This is a genomic window from Streptomyces sp. A0642 (genome assembly GCF_004795105.1).
GTDB lineage: Bacteria > Actinomycetota > Actinomycetes > Streptomycetales > Streptomycetaceae > Streptomyces.
Map to the genome: position 1 here is coordinate 59,188 of NZ_SSBL01000003.1, position 16,092 is coordinate 75,279.

Here is a 16,092-nt window from a genome sequence, read left to right on the forward strand (position 1 = left end):
ACTCGCGAGCGGCTCGAATGGTTGTGTGGAAAGCCCGCGGCTATGTTGCCGCGCCACTTCGATCCCTCGGATGCCTGTATGCAGCCGGATCCCGGCGACCGCCCTCGCCGCTTGCCTCCCAGACTGCAAGAGTGACGGTGATCACGGACACCCTTCGGAGGGCGCTGCGTAGGCTTGTGCAGTCGTCGCGGTGGGGTCCAGGAGGGCGGGCGAAGCTCTCCTGCAATCACCTGACGGCACGTCAGGAAAGTCGGCAAGTGGTCAGCATGAGTCCTGGAAAACCTGGGCAATGCTGCCCGAACATGCGACTCGTTGTAGGGTAGGAAACCGCCTTTGACCTGCAAAAACGCAGGCAGGGAGCCTATGTCCAGGAGTACCTCGATGATGCGTACCATGTTCAAGTCCAAGATCCACCGCGCTACCGTCACCCAGGCCGATCTGCACTACGTCGGCTCCGTCACGGTCGACGCCGCGCTGATGGAAGCCGCCGACCTGCTGCCCGGTGAGCTGGTGCACATCGTGGACATCGACAACGGCGCCCGGCTCGAGACCTACGTGATCGAGGGCGAGCGCGGCTCCGGTGTCATCGGGATCAACGGCGCCGCCGCCCACCTCGTGCACCCCGGTGACCTGGTCATTCTGATCAGCTATGCGCAGGTCGACGATGCCGAGGCGCGCGGGCTGATTCCGCGTATCGTCCATGTCGACGCGGACAACCGGATCGTCGAGCTCGGCGCCGACGCCTCCGCGCCCGTGCCGGGATCCGACACCGAGCGCAGCCCGCACGCCGTGCCCGCGGCGCACTGACGCGCTCACCGAGCGACATCCGCGACGACCGGGCGGCGGGCAAGCTGCTCGCATACGTGGGCGGCGAGGCCGCCGGGGTCATCGTGTACTTCGTGCTGGACGGGACGCCCCCGGCCCTCATCGCCGTGCACACCGTCGTCGAGCGGGGGCACGAGGGCAAGGGCATCGGAGTTCTCTGGTGGGGGAGTTCTACGCCCTCGCCGCCCGCGAGGGCGTCCCGGTCGTCCCGCTCTGCCCGTACGCCGCGACATGGGCGTCGCGCCACCCCGGCCAGGCCCCCGAGGCCCCGGCGGAGCTGGTGGAGCGGGCCATGAGGGAGCTTGCCTTCCGTCCCGGACTGTACTGATCATCGGGCGGCCATAGGGGGCGGTCCGGGGCCCCGGTAGCGTGTCGCGGATGAGCCTCGCACTCCTGCACACCTCCCCGGTCCACGTCCCCGTCTTCGACGCCCTGCGTGATGCCCACCATCCGGGGCTCGTCGTGCGCCACCTGGTGTACGAGGACCTGCTCGGCCGGGCGGGTGCGCTCGGGCCGGAGGCGGTGGCGGGCGATGTCGAGGCACTGGTGAACCGTGCCGTCGCCGACGGGGCCGCCGCCGTGCTCTGCACCTGTTCGACGATCGGCGGGGTCGCCGAGGCCGCCGGGGTGCGGCTCGGCGTGCCGGTCCTGCGCGTCGACCGGCCGATGGCGGCCGCGGCCGTGCGTGCGGGGCGGGTCGCCGTCCTGGCGGCGCACCCCGCCACGCTGGAGCCGACCCGCGCGCTGCTCGCGCAGGAGGCCGAGCGGGCGGGGGAGCGGGCCGTGGACGTGCGCACCGTTCTGGTCGAGGGCGCGTGGGAGCGCTTCGAGGCCGGTGATCAGGACGGGTACCTGGATCTCGTGGCGGCCGCGGTCGACGCCGTGACCGACGCCGACGTGATCGTGCTGGCCCAGGCGTCGATGGCGGGCGCGGTCACCCGTTCGCAGACCCTGACCCCGGTGCTGTCCAGCCCCCGGCCCGGCCTGGATGCCGCGGTGGCCGCGGCCGCGCGCTGACGGGCCCCCTGCGGCCGGCGGGACTGCCGCGAGGACGTGTGGGCCGGCTGGAGCATCCGCAGTCCGTACGTGTGGACTCGCCGGGCGCGGGCAGCCGCTCCGGGAGACGGTGGAAGAGATCCACCCCGACCGTTCGGAGGCCCGAGATGACCCACCCGTTCCCCGATCCGGTACCGCCGGCGCCCACCCCCGGGCCGCTGCCCGGGCCGCCTCAGCCGCTGCCGGAGCCGACACCGCCTTCGCCCGGCCCCGGGCCGACACCGCCCAATCCGACACCGCCGGGCCCGGCGCCCGACCCGATTCCGCAGCCCCCCGCGCCGAACCCCGAGCCGGTGCCGCCGCCCGAGCCGGAGCCCTCACCGGTCGGCTGACCGGAGCCGGCGGGTCCGAGTCCTCACCGGTGGGGCGACCGGAACCGGCCCGGGCCTGCGTCATCCTCGGCTCAGCCCTCGGCCAGCACGGCGTTGGCCCGGGCGGTGACCTCCGTCAGGACCCGGGCGGCCGTCGCCAGGTCCTCGGCCGGCAGGTCCGCGTACAGACGAGTGGTGATCTCGGCGATGCCGGCCCGGTGCCTACGGTGCAGTGCGTCGCCCGCGGCCGTCTGGGCCAGCCGTGCGGCGTCTCCCGGCTGTTCCTCCAGCAGTCCCTGCGTGATCAGGCCGGCGAGGACCGCCTCCACGGTCAGGGTGTCGGTCTTCAGCGTGGAGGTCATGCGCTCGACGAGCCGGTGGCGCTCGATGCTCCCGCCGTTGTCCGCCGTGGCGTTCAGGGCGACGGACTCGTGGAAGGTGGTGCCGTCGGCCGCCAGCAGTCCCTCCAGGACGGCGCGGGTGGCGTAGTGGGCCTGGCCGATGACCTGGCCGTTGACGGTCGGTGCTGCGGTCACGATGACTCCTTGGTCGAAGGCTCGGTGAGTACGGGAACCGGCACGTCGAGCAGTGCCGTCAGTGCGTGGGTGAACGCCTCGGTGCCCGGCCCCTCCAGGCCCCCCAGAGGCGCGAGGAGCCCGTCGACGATCCGGCGGACCACCTCGACCGCGCGGCCTGACACCGCGAGGCCCTCATCGGTCAGGGACAGGCGGACGGCCCGCGTGTCGGCGGGGTCGGGTGCCCGTTCGACGAGTCCGGCGGCCTCGAGGCCGCGCGCCAGTTTCGAGACGTAGAGCGCTTCGAGCCCCGTGTGGTCGGCGAGTGCGCGCTGACTCGGCCGCAGCCCGGACCTTTGCATCCCCCACAGGGAACCCAGGAGCGAGTACTGGGCGTGCGTCAGCCCGAGGGGCGCGAGGGCCCGGTCGATGGCCACCCGCCATTTCATCGACAGTCGCCAGACGAGGAAGCCGGGGGTCGCACTCTCGGTCGTGTTGCTCATGGCCGATACAATACATAGCTACTATATCCATGGCTACTAAATATCGAAGCGGTCGTCGGGGAACTCCCCGGGGCCGGGTTCAGGCGTCCAGCTCCAGCAGGGCATCAGCGTGCGCGAGGCCGCTCTCGGCGGCGATCGAGTCCAGCGACTGTGCGTCACGCACCGGGGCGAACCGGACCGCGGGGCCGTCGGGCCCCGCCCCCGTCACCGCGCGGAACCCGTACACCGCGGGCCGCGGCAGGCTGTTGTAGGCCCACGGCGTGGAGAAGCAGTACGCGCCGGTGTCGTACAGCACCACGAAGTCGCCCGCCCGCAGTTCGGGCAGCTCCCGGGCGTGTGCGACGACATCCCCCGCGAAGCAGCAGGGCCCCGCGATGTCCTGGACGAGCGCCGGTCCGGCTTTCGGCAGACCTTCGGCGTCGAACGCGCCCACCCGCAGCGGCCGGGTCTCCGGCATGAAGACGGTACGGGTGGCGGTCTGCGCGCCGGCGTGGGTCAGGGCGATCCGCCGGCCCCCGGCGTCCTTCGTGGACTCCACCAGCGCGCCGATGAAGCCGTGCTGCGCCATCAGCGACCGGCCGAACCCGGTGACGAGTTCGTACCGCCCGTCGAGCAGCCCCGGCACCGCCCGGCGCAGGGCGGCCACGTAGCCGGCGAACGGGGGACCAGCCGTCTCGCCGGCGGAGCCGGCCGGCAGACCGCCGCCGATGCCGAGGCCGGTGACCTGTCTGCGCCCGAGCCGGGTGTTGATCTCCTCGGCCAGCAGATACGTCTCGCCGACGCCCGCCGCGATCAGCTCCAGGGAACACCCCTGGGCACCGGTATGCGTGTGCAGACGGGTCAGCCACGGGTGTGCCGCGAAGGACTCCACCACCCGGTCGCGCGCGCCGGGATCGCGCAGCGCCACGCCGGGCTTGGAGGTGGCCGCGGCCGTGCTCGTCGCGTCGATGGCCCCGCCCCCGACCTGGGGGTTGACGCGGAGACCGATGACGGAGGCCGCGTCGGAGGGCCGAAGGGAAGCGATCCGGCGCACCTCGTCGAGGCTGTCGGCGTTGAGCGCCACACCGAGCGCCAGCGCCCGGCGGATCTCGTCACGCGTCTTGACGGGGGAGTCGAGGACGATCTTCGCCGGTGCGAACCCGGCTTCGAGCGCGATCCGCAGTTCACCGGGGCTCGCGACCTCGCATCCCATGCCGCGATCCGCCAGGAGACGCAGCACCGGCACGAGGGAGGCGGCCTTCGCGGCGAAGGTGTGGAGCACCCCGGGCGCCTCGGCGAACGCCTCGTGGAGCGCGGCGACCGAGCCGCGTACGCCGTCCGTGTCGACGAATCCGGCGACGGGGCCGGCCTCGCCGAGCAGGCCGGCCGCGACGGCGTGGCGGACCGCCGCCGCGACACGCGCGGAGGAGGGCGAGGAGGCGGGCGAAGGGGAAAGGCTCATGGCATCGGATGCGGTGATCGGTCGGCCCCCAGTCTCCGTCCCACAGGACGACATCGGTGCGGACCCCCGGCCGGGCGGCCGGTGGACCGTACGGACCACGGCGAACCCGTCCGGTGAGGCGGACGGCGAACGGGACGAGCGGCGGATGCCGGGACCGTCCGGAGATCCCTCTCCGCCGCCGCTCAGGCGATGATCGGGACCACGGCCTCCGGCGTCAGCATCCGGAAGGTGAACGACTGATGGAAGTACAGCCTGATGTCGGTGGCGTCATGGTCCTGGTAGCCGATGGACAGGTCCTCGCCCAGGCACAGCTCGAAGTCGCCGCCCCGGGTGGACAGCAGCAGCCCGCCCGCGACGGCCGGCGCCCACAGGATCTGGTCGTCCAGCAGCCGCGCCAGGTGGGTGGAGACGGGATAGCCGTGGTCGGACGTTTCGGTCGCCTCCGTGAACGCGTCCGCGCCCAGCAGCAGCCGGTACGGGCCGTCCACGCCGGCGAGACGCAGCCGGGTCAGCGCCTGGCTGACCGTGGCGGGGTAGTCCCGCGCGTCGGCGGGCAACGGCAACGGGGTGTGCGAGGAGCCGTTGCGCAGACCGGCGATCCCGGCCGAGGCGTATCCGTCGATGATCGCCATGTCCTCGGCGAACGCACAGGTGCGCGCCGCGTCCTTGACGGGCTGCCAGTCGCTGTCGTCCGAGCCGCGCTCCACGTCGTCGACGGCCGCCCGCGTCACGGTGAACGGCACCCGCCACTCGATGACCGGCATCGACGTGCGGGCCCGGGCGATGACGTCGGGGGTGGGCGGATCGATGTCGCGCAGATGGCCGTCGCCGACCGCCGCCAGTCGTGGACCCTGGGGATCGCTGACGTCGACGACGCGGCGGCCGGCCAGATGGCGGGTGAAGGTGCGCCGGGCCTCCTCTTCGATCTGGTCCCAGGCGGCCTGGGTGACAGGGGCGAGTTCGCGGTGGAGGTTGTTCATCACTGGACGCTTTCTTGCAGGCTGCCGATGCGCAGCGAACCGTCCCGGACCGTCGGCGTGACCACGGCCCTCGGCGCCGGCGCGGACGCGGGCTCCGGCTGGGGCGTGGCCTCGGCGGAGGCGGGCAACGGCGGCGGGGCGTCGAGGAAGTCGGCGCCGGGGGCGTGGAAGAGCGTGCCGGTGACCGCGGTCGAGAAGTCGAGGATGCGGTCGTGGGTGACGTCCGGGTCGCCGAGGAACATGTTGCGGAGCATCCGCTCGGTGACCTCGGGGTCGGCGGCGAATCCGATGAAGTACGTGCCGAACTCGCCCTTCCCGAAGCTGCCGAACGGCATGTTGGCGCGCAGGATGTCGCGCTCGGTGCCGTCCGGATCCGTGAGGGTGGTCCGCGCGACATGCGAGTCGGCGGGTTTGACGTCGTCGGCCATCTCGATGTCGGTGAACTTCGTCCGCCCGATCACCCGCTCCTGCTCCTCGGTCGACAGGGCGTTCCACGAGGTCAGGTCGTGCAGGTACTTCTGTACGACGACATAGCTGCCGCCGGCGAAGGCGGGGTCCTCGTCCCCGACGAGAGCCGCCGACCGGGCGTCATCGCCCACCGGGTTCTCGGTGCCGTCGACGAACCCGAGCAGGTCCCGGTGGTCGAGGTAGCGAAACCCCTGCGTCTCGTCGACGACCCTCACCGAGCCGCCCAGCCGGTCCAGCAGTTGCGAAGCCCACTCCCAGCACACGTCCATCCGCTCGGCCCGCACATGGAACAGCAGGTCGCCCGGTGTCGCGGGGGCGTGATGGCGGGCGCCGCGCAGTTCCCTGAAGGGATGGAGCGAGGCGGGCCGGGGGCCCGAGAACAACCGGTCCCAGGCATCGGATCCGAACCCGGTCACGCAGACCAGCCCGGTGTCCGGGTAGCGGAATCCGATCGAGCGGGCGAACGCGGCCAGCTCCGGCAGCGCCTCGTGGACGACGGGCTCGCCCCCGGGCTCGATCGTGGCCACCAGGATCAGGGCCGCACTGCTCAGGGGCGCGACGACGGGCTGTGCCGCGGCCCGTCCCTCGGTGATCTCGGGCATGCGGCGGCTCCATGAGCTGACTCGGTGGTACGACGCGGTGGAACACGGCCCCCGTCTCAGGCGCGGCGAACGGGGACCCCCGCTGCCACTTACCCACATCCCGGGGCCCGCCGCACTCCGGGTCACCCGGCCGGGCGACGCGTACGACCGCTTGAGCCGCCGGGCACCCGGCACGCGGCGGTGAGGGGGGCGGAGCACCGACGGCACGGCACGCGGGCCGGAACACCACCCGACCGGGCCGGAGGGACTACCAGCCCCGGCCCGCCCGCACGAGGTGGTCGCGGACCAGGTCCACATGCGGGTTCGCGGCGGGGCCCGGCCGCTGCACCAGATAGGCCGTGTTGATCGGCGCGTCCTCCGGATCAGCGAGCAACGTCAGCGCGCCCGAGGCCAGTTCGGGCGCGCAGAGGTAACGGGGCAGCACCGAGAACCCCGCGCCCGCGGCGACCAGAGCGAGGACGCCGCGCAGGTCGGGGACGGTGACGGCGGCCGGGCAGACCAGCCGTGAGCCGAACACATGCCGCCAGTAGCGGCGGGCGATCGGCAGGTCTTCCGCGTACGTGATCAGCGGCACCCCGTGCAGCACCGCGGGCCCTTCGGCGGCGACCGCCCGCGGACCTCCGAGGCGCTCGGCGACGTCCGGTGCCGCGACCAGGACGAACTCCTCGTCCATCAGCGGGACGGCGCTGAGGGCGCGGCCCCGCGGACGGCTGGTCGCGATCAGCAAATCGTGCTGTCCCGACCGCATTTCGTCGAGCAGCGGGTCCGTCAGGCCGGCGCTGGTGCGCAACCGCACGCCCTGGGCCACGAGCGCCGCGAGCGCCGGGAGCACCCGCAGGCACAGCAGCTCGGCGGGTCCGGCCAGCCGGACAGGGCCGGTGGCCGGGGCGCCGACGGGGCTGTCGTCCCCGGTGATCACCGCCAGGTCGTCGAGGGGTGCGGCGACGCGGGCGGCGAGGGCGTCCGCGAAGGGCACCGCAACCACGCCACGTGCCTGCCGTTCGAACAGGTCGCGCCCCAGCCGGCGCTCCAGGGTCCGGATCTGGGTGGTCACCGTCGGCTGGGACAGGCCCAGCGCGCGGGCAGCGGCGGTGAAGGAACCGGAACGGTGCACGGCGAGGAAGGTGCGCAGCAGATTGAGGTCGGCCGGCCCGGGGGCGGCCGTCTGCCCCATTCCCGTCATCCCATTGGATTCCCTATCGCTCATGGCAGCGATCCTATTGGAACCCGGGGGGTCTCCCGCCGTAGCGTCGGATCCGTCGGCGTGACGGCGGCCCGAAGGAACGGGGCCGCCGGAGCGCACAGCCCACGGGGTGCAGGCCGCCCCGTCTCTCCGAAGGACATGACATGGCAGAGATCCTCTTCGTGGTGACCGGATCCGACCACTGGACCCTGGCCGACGGCACCGCACACCCGAGCGGCTTCTGGGCGGAGGAGGTCGTCGCCCCGTACGAGAGGTTCCGGGCCGCAGGACACGAGATCGTCGTCGCCACCCCCGGTGGAGTGGTGCCGACCGTGGACCGGGGCAGCCTGGCACCCGAGTTCAACGACGGCCAGGAGAACGCCGACAAGATGGCGGCGGCCGTATCCGCCATGGCCGAGCTCCAGCGTCCGCTGAAGCTGGAGGACGTGGACCCCGCCGACTACGCGGCGGTCTTCTACCCGGGCGGGCACGGGCCCATGGAGGACCTGGCGGTCAACGCCGACTCCGGCAGGCTGCTGACGCGCGCGCTGGACTCGGGGATGCCGCTCGGCATCGTCTGCCACGCCCCGGCCGCCGTCCTCGCGGCAACGAAGGACGACGGCGCCAACGCCTTCGCCGGCTACCGGCTCACCGGCTTCACCAATACCGAGGAGAGCCAGGCAGGCTTCGCCGACAAGGCCAAGTGGCTGCTCCAGGACCGTCTCGTGGAGGTCGGCACCGACTTCCAGGAGGGCGAGCCGTGGGCCCCGCACGTGGTCGTCGACCGCAACCTGGTCACCGGCCAGAACCCCGCATCGGCCGGCCCGCTCGCCGACGAACTGCTGAAGAGGATCGGCTGACGGTTCTCCCGGGTTCCGTGCCCCGCGCTCGTCGAGGCCACCACCGGCCCGGCTGCTCTGCTGCGGATCATGGCCGCGGCGGAGCCGGCCCTCCTCGTCGCGGGTCTCCCGGACCCGCACGCGTCGCGTCGGCAGCCCGGCGCGGCGGTGCCCGCCGCACCAGGAGGCGACACGGGTGGAACACGGCCACCGCCGGGCCCCGCTGGGCCTGCGCTCGCGTGAACCGGTGCCTCCTCCCCGCTTTCGCCCACGGTCTCCCGGTGCCGGGTGCGGCAGCCGGAGCGTGCCGGGCGCTGCTGCTCACGGCGTGACGATCGCGAAGTCGGGGTCGGGAGTGTCGAGCAGGCTCACGAGGGTCGCGAAGACCTCGGGGTCGCCTTGGGCCTGCACGTCGTCCAGGCCCTCGCCCGCCAGGACCGCGAGCAGTTGCGCCTTGGTCAGGGTCAGGGCCAGGTCGGCGGCCGGGGCCGGTGCGCCGGTCCTCGGGGCGGTATCGGTGCTGCGGTAGGTGAGGGCGCCGTTGGAGAGCAGGAGGTGCCAGGTGCGGCCCTCGTCGGTGACGTTCCAGGTCATGGTGAGCCGCTTGTCCCACGCGCTCGGACCGTCGATGCGGATGGCGAGCGAGTCGATGAGCATGTCGACGGTCAGAGCCATCGCCATCTCGGGGTTGGTCGTCTTCAGCGCGGTGTGCGCGACCTTGCCGCGCAGTTCCTGGGCGCCCATCAGGTAGAAGTTGCGCCAGGTGCCGTTCTCCGCACCGAAGCCGAGTTTCTCGTAGACCGAGGCCAGCGCCTGTTTGGCGAGCGAGTCGCCGGGCGCGGCGAAGACCGCGTGCCCCAGCAGCGTGGCCGCGAAGCGCAGGTCCCCCGACGCGGCGTACTCCTCGCCCTTGGCGATCAGCGCCGGCACACCGCCGTAGTCGGCGGCGAACCGCTGGGCCTGCTCGACGGGCGGGTGCTCCCACAGGTGGGCGGGGTTGCCGTCGAACCAGCCCATGTAGCGCTGGTAGATGGCCTTGACGTTGTGGCTGACGGAGCCGTAGTAACCGCGGTTGGCCCATCGGTTCGCGATCGCGGGCGGGAGTTCGATCCGTTCGGCGATCTCCGCGCCGGTCAGTCCCTGATTGGTCAGGCGCAGGGTCTGGTCGTGGAGGTAGGCCCACATGTCGCGCTGGCCGGCCAGATGCTCGATGATGCGGTCCCGGCCCCACGTGGGCCAGTGGTGGGAGGCGAAAGCGACCTCGGCCCGGTCGCCGAACAGTGTGATCGTCTCGCCCAGGTAGTGCGCCCAGATACGGGGGTCGCGGACCAGCGCCCCGCGCAGGGTCAGGATGTTGTGCATGGTGTGCGTCGCGTTCTCCGCCATGCACAGGGCCCGCCGGTCGGGGAAGTAGAAGTTCATCTCCGAGGGCGCCTCGGTGCCCGGCGTCATCTGGAAGACGATCCGCACCCCGTCGACGGTCTCCTCCTGACCGGTGCGCGTGATGTCCACGGTCGGCGGCACCAGGGTGATCGTGCCTTTGGACGTGGTCGTCCCCAGCCCGGCACCGATGTGCCCGGCAGGGCCCTTGCTCAGTTCCGCGCCGTACATGTACACCGCACGGCGGGTCATCGCGCCGCCCGCGTACACGTTCTCCGCGACCGCGTGCTCGAGGAACCCCGCCGGGGCGATCACCGGCACCGGGGGGTGGCCGTGCGGCAGGACGCCGCGCGAGCCGCCGAAGTGGTCGCCGTGCGAGTGGGTGTAGATCAGGCCGGTGACCGGGCGGTCGCCGCGGTGCTCGCGGTACAGCGCGAGCGCGGCGGCCGCGGTCTCCGCCGAGATCAACGGGTCGATGACGATGACCCCCTCGTCGCCCTCGACCAGTGTCATGTTCGACAGATCCAGGTTCCGGACCTGGTAGATCCCCGTCGTCACCTCGAACAGGCCCTGCTTGCCGCACAGCTGGCTCTGCCGCCACAGGCTCGGGTGCACGTTGGCCGGGCAGTCCCCGTCGAGAAACGCATACGCGTCCCCGTCCCAGACCACCCGCCCGTCGTCCGACCGGACGACCGCGGGCGAGAGCGCGGCGACGAAACCCCGGTCGGCGTCCTCGAAGTCGGACCTGTCGCTGTAATCGAGATCATTCATAGCCAAGGGATAGCCTAGAAAGCACCCATATGCGCGTAAATAGGTCACGCGCCTCTCGGTCACTTGCCTCCAGCTCTCGGTGCTTTCCGCGCTGTGGCCCAGCTCCGCGGTCTTCGACGTATCGGTCGTCCCCGCCCCCGTCTGCGCCGGCACGGTCGTCCACCGCCCCGGTTGTGTTCCGGTGGGTCGGGCTGACCACGAGCGCGGGTGGCTCGGAGGCCGGATCGACGAGGGTGGCGGGGCGGGCCCCGCGCGGCCCGGTGCCGGGCGGGACAGGCGGGGGAGCAGCCGGCCTTCCGATCACCGCTCAGGAGCGGAAGGTCCGGCGGTAGGTGTCGGGCGGGACCCCGACGCTGCGGTGGAAGTGGCGGCGCAGGGTGGTGGCCGTGCCCATGCCGGTGACCACGGCGATGCTGTCCACGGTGGCGTTGGTGGTCTCCAGCAGTTCCTGGGCATGGCGGATGCGCTGGGTGTGGAGCCACTGCAGCGGCGTCGTGCCGGTGAGGTGCTTGAAGTGCCGGCCGAGGTGGCGGGAGCTCATGCCTGCCTGGCGGGCCAGGTCCTCCACGCTGAGCGGTTGGTCCAGTCGCTCCAACGCCCAGGAGAAGAGCCCGCCCAGGGGGTGGCTGCCGGGGGCGGGGAGGGGGGTGGCGATGAACTGGGCCTGACCGCCGTCCCGGTGGGGCGGGATGACCAGGCGTCGGGCGATCCTGTTGGCGTTGGCCGAGCCGTGGTCGAGGCGGACCAGGTGGAGGCACAGGTCCATGGCGGCGGCCTTGCCCGCGGAGGTGAGGACGTCGCCGTTGTCGACGTAGAGGACGTCCGGATCGACGGTGGCCGCCGGGTGGCGCCGCGCCAATTCCCGGGTGTGGGCCCAGTGCGTGGTGGCACGCCTCCCGTCGAGCAGCCCGGCCGCGCCCAGCACGAAGGCGCCCGTGCACAGCGAGGCCACGCGGGCACCGGCCGCGTGAGCGGCGCGCACCGCCTCGACCAGTTCGGAGGACGGTTCGCGATCCGTGTCGGCCCAGCCGGGAACGATCACCGTGTCCGCCTCGGCGAGATGGTCGAGTCCGCGGTCGGGTTCGAGGCGGAAGCGGCCGACGCGCACCGGGTCGTTCCCGCAGAGGAGGAAGTCGTACCAGGGGTCCACGACGTGGGTCAGGTCGGACCCGAAGATCTCGACGGCGACGGACAGTTCGTAGTGGAGCATGCCGTCGGTGACGGCCAGCGCGACAGTGGGCATGTCCGGAACTGTATGTGACACGTCGTTTCCGACCCTCGTGTGCGGGCTGCCCCGTGGACAGGATGGGGGTCTCGGATGCGCAGGGGAACGGACTTCGCGGCGGTTCGACATCACCACGGAAGCGCGAGTGCTCGGGGGCGGTCTCATGGGGCAGGCGGGCCGGCGGTGGATGCCGCCCGCGCACGGCCCCACGGGACGGTTCGTGGTCGCCGGGCTCGCCGGACGGTTCGTCCCGGTGCGGCCGGGGGCAACGTACAGCTCCGCGCCCCTCGTTGCCGTGGTCGTCGAGCGCGTCCTGACCGCCCGCACCAGGGATATCGGCGTCGCCCGCCGGTGGGATGTTCGCCGCTCCGCAGGCCGATTCCCCGGCGCGGGAAGCCTGTTGGCCGTTCCCGCCATGACCTCGGTGGTAATGGCGGAGCCCATGGCACCGGGCGAGCATGGTGCCAACCCCGCAACCGCCTCATGAAGGGATCCCCTCATGCCGTACTTCGAGTCCACGACGGATCACACCCGCCTCCACTTCGTCGATTACGGTCCGGCGAGCGGGCCCGTCATCGTCTTCGTCAACAGCTCCTACTTCAGCACCGGGATGTGGGAGTACCAGATGCTGCCGCTGGCGGCCGAGGGCTTCCGGTGCGTGGGGCTCGACCGTCGAGGACACGGCAGGTCCGACGACGTCTGGGGCGGATTCGATCTCGATACGCTGGCCGGGGATCTGGGCGCTCTGCTCGACCACCTGGACCTGCTCGACGTCACACTGGTCGGGCACTCCTTCGGCACCGTCGAGGTCGTGCGCCACCTGACCCTCAACGGGGGTGACCGGGTGGCCCGGATCGCTCTCGTCAGCGGAGTGGCGCCGGGGCCGGCCCGGTCCGCGGATCACCCCGAGGGACTGGACCCAGAGCTCATCCGGGCGTTCAACGAGACGTTCCGGCAGGACCGGGCGAAGTTCTTCGCCGACGGGGCGGACGCCTTCTTCGCCCGCCACCTTCCGGGCCACCCGGTGTCGGACGCGTACGTGGCGCGCATGGTGGATCTCTGCCACGGGGCGACGGCACGGGCCGGGACGGCCCTCAACGATCACCTGATCACACTGAATCTCGTGCCGGAGCTGGCGAAGATCGACTGCCCGGTCCTCGTCGTGCACGGGTCCGCCGACGCTTCCGCCCCGCTCCACCTCACGGGCCGCCGCTCGGCCGCCCTGATCCCGGGTGCGACGCTCCGTGTGTACGAGAACGCGGGACACGGGCTGTTCGCGACCCACGCGGACCGACTCAACGAAGACCTGCGCGCCTTCGCCCGCAGCTGAGCCGACGGGCGACGTGTGCGTGCGGCGGTGGCGACGGGCTACTGCGGATGAAAGACCGTGCCGCTCCGACGGGTGCGGCACGGTGGCTCTCACCCGCGGCCGCACGTGCCCCCCACGTGCTGGGCGTTCCCCCCTCTGCTCGGCATGCCCACCAAACGGCCATGCGCCCCTCTGCTCGGCATGCCAGCCAACCGGCCAAGCTGCCCCCACCGGCTGGGTGCGCCCCCTCGTGCTCTGCGGCCCCCCACCGCTCAGCGCTTCGCGCGGATCGGGGGCTGCCCGGCCGGCGTCGGAAACGTCTCGATCGGGTGCCGTTCCATCCGTCCCTCCTACAGCACGAGTGTCAGCCCGAAGGAACGCCGCAGGCCCTCGGTTCCGCGTTCGGTGACGTGGACGAGCCGTGGAGCCGGTCCCCAGCGCACCCAGTCCAGGTCGAAGAGGCGGGTCGTGAGCGCGGCACCGAGGCCGCCGGCCAGGTGGTGGCGGTGTTCGCTCCAGTCGACGCAGTAGCGGATCGGAGGCCGGCGCGGGGGCAGCCGGTCCGCGTCGACGCCGAGCGCGGCCAAGCGCTCCCGGCCCGTATCGGTGAGTTCGTAGCGGACGTCGCGCCCGTAGGAGGCGGGCCGGTCGCGTACCGCGTCCTCGGCGCGGTGGCCGCCGTCGGGGCCGGTCAGGACCCGGTGTTCGAGCAGCGCGGCCATCAGGCCGACGCCGAGCCGGCCGGCGAGGTGGTCGTAGCACGTACGGGCGCGGTGCAGGGCGTTGGTGCGGTTGCTCTGCTTCAGCGAGGTGAGGGGCAGTGGTGGGGCGATCAGTGCCAGCGCCTCCAGTGCGGCGCTGATGTCCGGTCCGGCCAGCCGGTAGTAGCGGTGCCTGCCCTGCCGGGTGACCGTGACGAACTCGCCCTCCACCAGCTTGCCCAGGTGCACGCTGGCGGTGGCGGCACTGACGCCCGCCTCGCCCGCGAGCGCGCTCGCCGGCAGGGCCCGGCCGTCGGCCAAGGACTTGAGCATCCGGGCCCGCGAGGGATCCGCGATCAGGGCCGCGGCGCGGGCGATGTCGGTCTGCTGTTTGAGCGGTTCGCCGTCCATGACCGCAGCGTACGACAGCGACACTTTGACGGGCGACGAAGTGTCGGGCCCCGATGATCTCCTCATGACCGCATCGGATCTCGCTCACCGCACCACGACACCGCCACGGCAGGACGTCGGCGACCGGCTCCCGGCGAAGCTCGCACCGGCTCCACTGATCGCGCTCAGTCTCGGCTACTTCCTCGTCATGCTCGACGTGACGGTTGTGAACGTCGCCCTGCCCGACATCCGGACCCACCTGGGCACCGGCGCCGCCGCACTGCAGTGGACCGTGGACGGATACAGCACCGTCTTCGCCGGCCTGCTGCTGCTCGGTGGCTCGCTCGCCGACCGGCTCGGCCACCGCCGGATGTTCGTGACCGGGCTCGGTGTCTTCACCCTCGCCTCGCTCGCCTGTGCCCTTGCCGGGTCCGCGGGGGCGCTGATCGCGGGGCGGCTGGTGCAAGGTGGCGGGGCCGCACTGCTGGTGCCGGCGTCGCTCGGCCTGCTCCAGGCGACGTATCCCCACCGCGCGACGCGCGCTCGCGCCCTCGCCGTCTGGGGCGCGGTCGCCTCGGTGGCCTTCGGCGCAGGGCCGGTGGTCGGCGGGCTGATGATCGCCACGGCCGGGTGGCGTTCGGTGTTCTGGCTGAACGTGCCCGTCGCCGTTGCGGCGGTCGCGCTGAGCCTCAGGTGCCTGCCGGCCGGCGCACGCCCCGCCCGCACGCGCCGGATACCTCTCTCCCCGGGGTCTCGGCCGCGCTCGCGCAAGGGAGACCCCATGGGCCAGGTGCTCGCCGTCGTCGGTCTGGTCGCACTGGCCGGCGGCCTCAACGAGGCGGGGACGCGCGGCTGGACCTCACCGGTGGTGCTGTCGGCGTTCGGCCTCGGCGCCGTTGCCCTGACCGCCTTCGCCGCCGTGGAACGCGCCCTCGAAGCACGCGCCGCCGCCGACGGCCGGCGAGCGCCACTGCTCCCGCCCTCGCTCTTCCGCTCGCGCGCCTTCGCGGCCACCGCGGCTGTGGGCCTGCTGATCAGCCTCGGCTACTACGGCATGCTCTTCCTGACCACCCTGTACTTCCAGCAGGAGCGCGGCTTCAGCGCCCTGGCCACCGGTCTGGCGCTGCTGCCGTCGGTGGGCATGGGTCTGCCGGCGGCGCCGCTGTTCAGCCGGATCTCCGCGAGGACCGGCCCGTACGTGCCGATGGCCGCGGGGCTGCTCCTGGGCACGCTCGGCTTCCTCGGCTGGCTGCTCGCCGGGGACCGCACGCCGTATCCCGTCCTGCTGTTCGCCCTGATCGCCACCGGCCTCGGCCAGACCATGACGGCGCTGGCCGCCACCGCCGCCGTCATCGATGCCGCCCCGGCCTCCGGCGCGGGCATCGCCGCCGCCGTCTTCCACGTCTCCCGGCAGACCGGCAGTGCGGTGGGGGTGGCCCTTTTCGGGACCTTCGCCACCACGGCGGCCGGCTTCACCGCCGGCCTGCGACTGTCGGCGGGGGTCGCCGCAGCCGCCTTCGCCGCCGGCGCCCTGCTGGCCCTGACCGCCGGACGCGGTACCCGCGCCCGCCCTTCTGTTGACCCCAGGTGACC

Annotated in this window: 14 protein-coding genes and 1 pseudogene; 6 read left to right on the forward strand and 9 right to left on the reverse strand. The window is 72.6% G+C overall.

Annotation, left to right across the window (positions count from 1 at the left end; translation table 11 throughout):
* Positions 1–381 precede the first annotated feature (381 nt).
* The 3 genes and pseudogenes from panD to E6R60_RS07365 all read left to right on the forward strand — a co-directional run bounded on the left by panD (position 382) and on the right by E6R60_RS07365 (position 1,842).
* Positions 382–807 (forward strand): aspartate 1-decarboxylase, encoded by a 426-nt coding sequence (gene panD, locus E6R60_RS07355; protein ID WP_136325623.1) that lies wholly within the window; start codon positions 382–384, stop codon positions 805–807.
* Positions 804–1,153 (forward strand): annotated as a pseudogene (locus tag E6R60_RS07360) (GNAT family N-acetyltransferase). Before panD ends, E6R60_RS07360 begins: the two are co-directional and overlap by 4 nt.
* 50 nt (positions 1,154–1,203) lie before the next feature.
* The gene (locus E6R60_RS07365) at positions 1,204–1,842 is read left to right on the forward strand and encodes an aspartate/glutamate racemase family protein (RefSeq protein ID WP_136325624.1); all 639 of its coding nucleotides are present in this window, start codon (positions 1,204–1,206) and stop codon (positions 1,840–1,842) included.
* A gap of 442 nt (positions 1,843–2,284) precedes the next feature.
* On the opposite strand, the gene E6R60_RS07375 is transcribed toward E6R60_RS07365, so the two are convergent.
* The 6 genes from E6R60_RS07375 to E6R60_RS07400 all read right to left on the reverse strand — a co-directional run bounded on the left by E6R60_RS07375 (position 2,285) and on the right by E6R60_RS07400 (position 7,908).
* On the reverse strand, positions 2,285–2,728 hold the full coding sequence (locus tag E6R60_RS07375) for a hypothetical protein (RefSeq protein ID WP_136325626.1): 444 nt from the start codon (positions 2,726–2,728) through the stop codon (positions 2,285–2,287).
* Positions 2,725–3,210, reverse strand: coding sequence for a MarR family transcriptional regulator (locus E6R60_RS07380; RefSeq protein WP_136325627.1), 486 nt, complete (start codon positions 3,208–3,210; stop codon positions 2,725–2,727). The genes E6R60_RS07375 and E6R60_RS07380 overlap by 4 nt, the downstream gene beginning before the upstream one ends.
* Positions 3,211–3,289: 79 nt before the next feature.
* Positions 3,290–4,651 carry a diaminopimelate decarboxylase gene (locus E6R60_RS07385; protein WP_136325628.1) on the reverse strand — a complete coding sequence of 454 codons (1,362 nt, stop codon included), beginning with the start codon at positions 4,649–4,651 and terminating at the stop codon, positions 3,290–3,292.
* Positions 4,652–4,833: 182 nt separating this feature from the next.
* Positions 4,834–5,631: a family 1 encapsulin nanocompartment shell protein gene (locus E6R60_RS07390; RefSeq protein ID WP_136325629.1), complete on the reverse strand. Its 798-nt coding sequence runs from the start codon at positions 5,629–5,631 to the stop codon at positions 4,834–4,836.
* Positions 5,631–6,701 (reverse strand): Dyp-type peroxidase, encoded by a 1,071-nt coding sequence (locus E6R60_RS07395; protein WP_136325630.1) that lies wholly within the window; start codon positions 6,699–6,701, stop codon positions 5,631–5,633. Before E6R60_RS07395 ends, E6R60_RS07390 begins: the two co-directional genes overlap by 1 nt.
* 247 nt (positions 6,702–6,948) lie before the next feature.
* Positions 6,949–7,908 (reverse strand): LysR family transcriptional regulator, encoded by a 960-nt coding sequence (locus E6R60_RS07400; RefSeq protein WP_136325631.1) that lies wholly within the window; start codon positions 7,906–7,908, stop codon positions 6,949–6,951.
* 140 nt (positions 7,909–8,048) lie between these two features.
* On the opposite strand from E6R60_RS07400, the gene E6R60_RS07405 reads away from it, so the two are divergent.
* Positions 8,049–8,744, forward strand: a complete 696-nt coding sequence (locus tag E6R60_RS07405) for a type 1 glutamine amidotransferase domain-containing protein (protein WP_136325632.1) — start codon at positions 8,049–8,051, stop codon at positions 8,742–8,744.
* Between the two features lie 300 nt (positions 8,745–9,044).
* Here E6R60_RS07405 and E6R60_RS07410 read toward each other — a convergent pair whose 3' ends face one another.
* Together E6R60_RS07410 and E6R60_RS07415 are read right to left on the reverse strand one after the other, a co-directional pair.
* Complete coding sequence (locus E6R60_RS07410) at positions 9,045–10,874, reverse strand: alkyl sulfatase dimerization domain-containing protein (RefSeq protein ID WP_136325633.1); 1,830 nt, start codon at positions 10,872–10,874, stop codon at positions 9,045–9,047.
* Between the two features lie 307 nt (positions 10,875–11,181).
* Positions 11,182–12,117: a helix-turn-helix domain-containing protein gene (locus tag E6R60_RS07415; RefSeq protein ID WP_136325634.1), complete on the reverse strand. Its 936-nt coding sequence runs from the start codon at positions 12,115–12,117 to the stop codon at positions 11,182–11,184.
* A gap of 481 nt (positions 12,118–12,598) precedes the next feature.
* On the opposite strand from E6R60_RS07415, the gene E6R60_RS07420 reads away from it, so the two are divergent.
* The gene (locus E6R60_RS07420; protein ID WP_136325635.1) at positions 12,599–13,429 is read left to right on the forward strand and encodes an alpha/beta hydrolase; all 831 of its coding nucleotides are present in this window, start codon (positions 12,599–12,601) and stop codon (positions 13,427–13,429) included.
* Between the two features lie 329 nt (positions 13,430–13,758).
* Here E6R60_RS07420 and E6R60_RS07425 read toward each other — a convergent pair whose 3' ends face one another.
* The gene (locus tag E6R60_RS07425) at positions 13,759–14,520 is read right to left on the reverse strand and encodes a winged helix-turn-helix domain-containing protein (protein ID WP_136325636.1); all 762 of its coding nucleotides are present in this window, start codon (positions 14,518–14,520) and stop codon (positions 13,759–13,761) included.
* A gap of 64 nt (positions 14,521–14,584) precedes the next feature.
* On the opposite strand from E6R60_RS07425, the gene E6R60_RS07430 reads away from it, so the two are divergent.
* Complete coding sequence (locus E6R60_RS07430) at positions 14,585–16,090, forward strand: MFS transporter (RefSeq protein ID WP_136325637.1); 1,506 nt, start codon at positions 14,585–14,587, stop codon at positions 16,088–16,090.
* Positions 16,091–16,092: the final 2 nt, after the last annotated feature.

What these genes read in the sequence shown, in the direction of transcription:
- panD (WP_136325623.1), top strand. Translation starts at nt 382, where the DNA reads ATGATGCGTACCATGTTCAAGTCCAAGATCCACCGCGCTACCGTCACC.
- E6R60_RS07415 (WP_136325634.1), bottom strand. Translation starts at nt 12,117, where the DNA reads ATGCCCACTGTCGCGCTGGCCGTCACCGACGGCATGCTCCACTACGAA.
- E6R60_RS07405 (WP_136325632.1), top strand. Translation starts at nt 8,049, where the DNA reads ATGGCAGAGATCCTCTTCGTGGTGACCGGATCCGACCACTGGACCCTG.
- E6R60_RS07420 (WP_136325635.1), top strand. Translation starts at nt 12,599, where the DNA reads ATGCCGTACTTCGAGTCCACGACGGATCACACCCGCCTCCACTTCGTC.
- E6R60_RS07410 (WP_136325633.1), bottom strand. Translation starts at nt 10,874, where the DNA reads ATGAATGATCTCGATTACAGCGACAGGTCCGACTTCGAGGACGCCGAC.
- E6R60_RS07430 (WP_136325637.1), top strand. Translation starts at nt 14,585, where the DNA reads ATGACCGCATCGGATCTCGCTCACCGCACCACGACACCGCCACGGCAG.
- E6R60_RS07390 (WP_136325629.1), bottom strand. Translation starts at nt 5,631, where the DNA reads ATGAACAACCTCCACCGCGAACTCGCCCCTGTCACCCAGGCCGCCTGG.
- E6R60_RS07395 (WP_136325630.1), bottom strand. Translation starts at nt 6,701, where the DNA reads ATGCCCGAGATCACCGAGGGACGGGCCGCGGCACAGCCCGTCGTCGCG.
- E6R60_RS07380 (WP_136325627.1), bottom strand. Translation starts at nt 3,210, where the DNA reads ATGAGCAACACGACCGAGAGTGCGACCCCCGGCTTCCTCGTCTGGCGA.
- E6R60_RS07425 (WP_136325636.1), bottom strand. Translation starts at nt 14,520, where the DNA reads ATGGACGGCGAACCGCTCAAACAGCAGACCGACATCGCCCGCGCCGCG.
- E6R60_RS07385 (WP_136325628.1), bottom strand. Translation starts at nt 4,651, where the DNA reads ATGAGCCTTTCCCCTTCGCCCGCCTCCTCGCCCTCCTCCGCGCGTGTC.
- E6R60_RS07400 (WP_136325631.1), bottom strand. Translation starts at nt 7,908, where the DNA reads ATGAGCGATAGGGAATCCAATGGGATGACGGGAATGGGGCAGACGGCC.
- E6R60_RS07365 (WP_136325624.1), top strand. Translation starts at nt 1,204, where the DNA reads ATGAGCCTCGCACTCCTGCACACCTCCCCGGTCCACGTCCCCGTCTTC.